This window comes from Longimicrobium sp. (assembly GCF_036554565.1).
Lineage (GTDB): Bacteria > Gemmatimonadota > Gemmatimonadetes > Longimicrobiales > Longimicrobiaceae > Longimicrobium.
In genome coordinates this window covers 1-3,494 of the sequence record NZ_DATBNB010000212.1, presented here as the reverse complement: position 1 = coordinate 3,494, position 3,494 = coordinate 1, and the positions used below count along the sequence as shown (strand labels likewise).

Sequence of the window (3,494 nt, the reverse complement as noted above, 5' to 3'; positions counted from 1 at the left end):
CGTGGACGACCGCGGGGAGGCGTTCTCGCTGACCGCTCAGGTGGCGGCCCCGGCGGATGCGGAGCGGGTGTGCCGGATGATGCACACGGCGATGGAGCGGCTGGCCGAGGCGCTGGAGCTTGCCCCCGGGCGGGCGATCGGGAGCATCGACGTGCTGCCGGAGGCGGAGCGCCGCCTGGTGGTGGAGGAGTGGAACGGGACCGGAACCGCGTATCCGGCGGACCGGTGCATCCACGAGCTGTTCCAGGCGCAGGCGGCGCGCACGCCGGGGGCGGTGGCCGTGCGCTTCCAAGACCAGCAGCTGACGTACGCGGCGCTGAACGAGCGGGCGAACCGGCTCGCGCACCACCTGCGCGGCCGCGGCGTGGGCCCCGAGGTGCGCGTGGGGCTCTGCCTGGAGCGGAGCCTGGAGCTCGTGGTCGCCATCGTGGCGGTGCTGAAGGCCGGGGGAGCGTACGTGCCCCTGGACCCCGGCTATCCGGCCGAGCGGCTGGCCTTCACCCTGGCCGATGCCGGCGTGCCCCTGGTGCTCGTCCAGGAGTCGGTGCGCGCCACGCTCCCGGCGGTCGATGGCGTCGAGATCATCAGCCTGGATGGCGCGGCCCGGGAGATCGGGGCCGAGAGCGCGGAGAATCCGGAGAGCGGCGCGCGGCCGGGTTCGCTGGCGTACGTCATCTACACCTCCGGCTCCACCGGCACGCCCAAGGGAGCGCTGATCGAGCACCGCAACGTGGCGCGGCTCTTCGCGGCCACCGAGGCCGGGTTCGGCTTCGGCGAAAGCGATGTGTGGACGCTCTTCCACTCCTGCGCCTTCGACTTCTCGGTCTGGGAGATCTGGGGCGCGCTGCTGTACGGCGGACGGCTGATCGTGGTCCCCTGGCCGGTGACCCGCGACCCGGCCGCCTTCCGCACGCTCCTGGCGCGCGAGCGCGTCACCGTGCTGAGCCAGACTCCGTCGGCGTTCCGCGCGCTGGCGCAGGTGGACGAAGGCAGGGCCGAGCCGCTGCACGCGCTGCGGACGGTCGTCTTCGGCGGCGAGGCGCTGCAGTACGAAGGCCTGCGCGGCTGGCTGGAGCGCTACGGGCCGGAGCGTCCGCGGCTGGTCAACATGTACGGCATCACCGAGACGACGGTCCACGTCACCTGGCACACCGTCACCGGGCGCGAGCTGCGGGACGCGGGTGCGGCGAGCGGCATCGGAAAGCCCATCCCCGACCTGCGCGCGTACGTGCTGGATCCGGCCGGGAATCCATCCCCCCTGGGCGTCGCCGGCGAATTGTACGTGGGCGGGGCGGGGCTGGCGCGCGGGTACCTGGGCCGGCCGGGGCTGACGGCGCAGCGCTTCGTCCCCGATCCGTTCGCGGGTGTGGCCGGTGCGCGGCTGTACCGCTCGGGCGACCTGGCGCGGTGGAAGGTGGACGGCACGCTGGAGTACCTGGGGCGCATCGACGAGCAGGTCAAGGTGCGCGGCTTCCGCATCGAGCTCGGCGAGGTCGAGGCCGTGCTGCGCGCCACGCCCGGCATCCGGGAGGCCGTGGTGCTGGCGAGGGAGGACGCTCCCGGGGACAGGCGCCTGGTCGCCTACGTGGTCCCGGGGGCGGAGGAGACCGCCGGCGGCGCCCGGGAGCAGGTGTCCGAGTGGGAAACGGTCTTCGACGACACCTACGCGCAGGACGACGGGGAACAGGACCCGGCCCTGCAGCTCAAGGGGTGGAACAGCAGCTACACGGGCGGGCCCATCCCGCGCGAGGAGATGCGCGCGTGGGTCGAGCACACCGTGGAGCGCATCCTGGCCCTGCGGCCGGAGCGGGTGCTGGAGGTCGGGTGCGGCACGGGGCTGCTGCTCTTTCGTGTGGCGCCGCACACGCAAGCCTACCACGGGACCGACTTCTCGCGGATGGCGCTGGAGCACGTGCGCCGGCATGCCGCGGGGCTGCCGCAGGTCTCCCTCTCCGAGGGCGAGGGCGACCGGCTGGACGACCAGGCCGGCGCGGGGTTCGACCTGGTGGTCATCAACTCGGTCGCGCAGTACTTCCCGGACCTGCACTACCTGCTGCGCGTGCTGCAGGGCGCGGCCGCGGCGCTGCGGCCCTGTGGGCGGATCTTCGTGGGCGACGTGCGCAGCCTGCCGCTGCTCGGGGCGTTCCACGCTTCGCTGGAGCTTGTGCGCGCACCGGAGGGGCTCTCGGCCGGGCAGCTGCGGGCGCGGGTGCGGCGGGGGATGGCCGAGGAGCAGGAGCTGATGCTGGATCCGGCTTTCTTCGAGGCACTCCGGGCGCGCATCCCCCGCCTGGGCCGCGTCGAGGTGCAGGTGAAGCGGGGTGAGTACGACAACGAGGTCTCGCGCTTCCGCTACGACGTGGTGCTGCACCTCGATGCGGGGATGGCCTGCGCGGACCCTGCCGTGAGGGAGTGGAGCGGAGAGGACGCGGACGGCCTGCGGGCGCTGGCGGAGGCGAGCGCGCAGGCGCTCCTCGTCCGTGGCGTGCCCGACGCGCGGGTCCGCGAGCACGTCCGCGCGTACGAGCTGCTGGCGGCCGGCGGTGAAGCGGCCGACGCGGCGGCCGTGCGCTCGCTGGCGGCCGGGGCCGCGGGCGGGATCGGCCCCGAGGCGCTGTTCGCGCTCGGTGAGGAGATGGGGCGGGCCGTAGAGGTGCGCCCCGGCGCGCACGCCACGCTGGAGGTGCTCTTTCACCCCGCCGCCGGGGCTGCGCGCGTCCCCGCGGCGGTGGATGCGGAGCGGCCGTGGGAAAGCTACGCGAACGACCCGCAGTGGGGGCGCCGCATGCGCGCGCTGGTCCCCGCGCTTCGCGACGCCGCCCGCGCCCGGCTGCCGGAGTACATGGTGCCCGCGGCGTTCGTGGTGCTGGAGACGCTGCCGCTCACCCCCAACGGCAAGCTGGACCGCGGGGCGCTGCCGGCACCGGACGGGGCGGGGCTCGCCACACGCGGCCACGAAGCGCCGGCCGGTGAGACGGAGGAGGCGCTGGCGGAGATCTGGGCGGAGGTGCTGGGCGTGGCGCGGGTGGGGCGCCGCGACCACTTCTTCGACCTGGGCGGACATTCGCTGCTGGCCGTGCAGGTGGTCTCGCGGGTGCGGCAGGCGCTGGGGGTGGAGGTGCCGCTGAAGGCGGTCTTCGAGGCGCCCACCGTCGCCGCGCTGGCGGAGCGCGTGGAAGCGCTGCGGAGCGCCGGGGCCTCCCCCGCCCCGCCGGTGGTGCCGGTTCCGCGCGACGCGCCGCTGCCGCTGTCGTTCGCGCAGCAGCGGCTGTGGGTGGTGGACCGGATCGAGCCGGGGAGCCCCGCCTACAACATGCCCTCCGCCCTGCGCCTGCGCGGCGCGCTGGACGCCGCCGCGCTGCGGGCGAGCATCGGCGAGCTGGCCCGGCGGCACGAGGCGCTGCGCACCACGCTGGAGGAGCGCGGCGGCGGGCCCGTGCAGGTCGTCCACCCTCCCGCGCCGGCCGAGCTCCCGACCCTGGACCTCGCCGGCC

At 75.1% G+C, this 3,494-nt stretch carries 1 protein-coding gene; it reads left to right on the top strand.

Annotated features, from left to right (window positions below):
• On the top strand, window positions 1-3,494 hold a 3,494-nt coding region (locus tag VIB55_RS05690), incomplete at both ends, for an amino acid adenylation domain-containing protein (protein WP_331875699.1).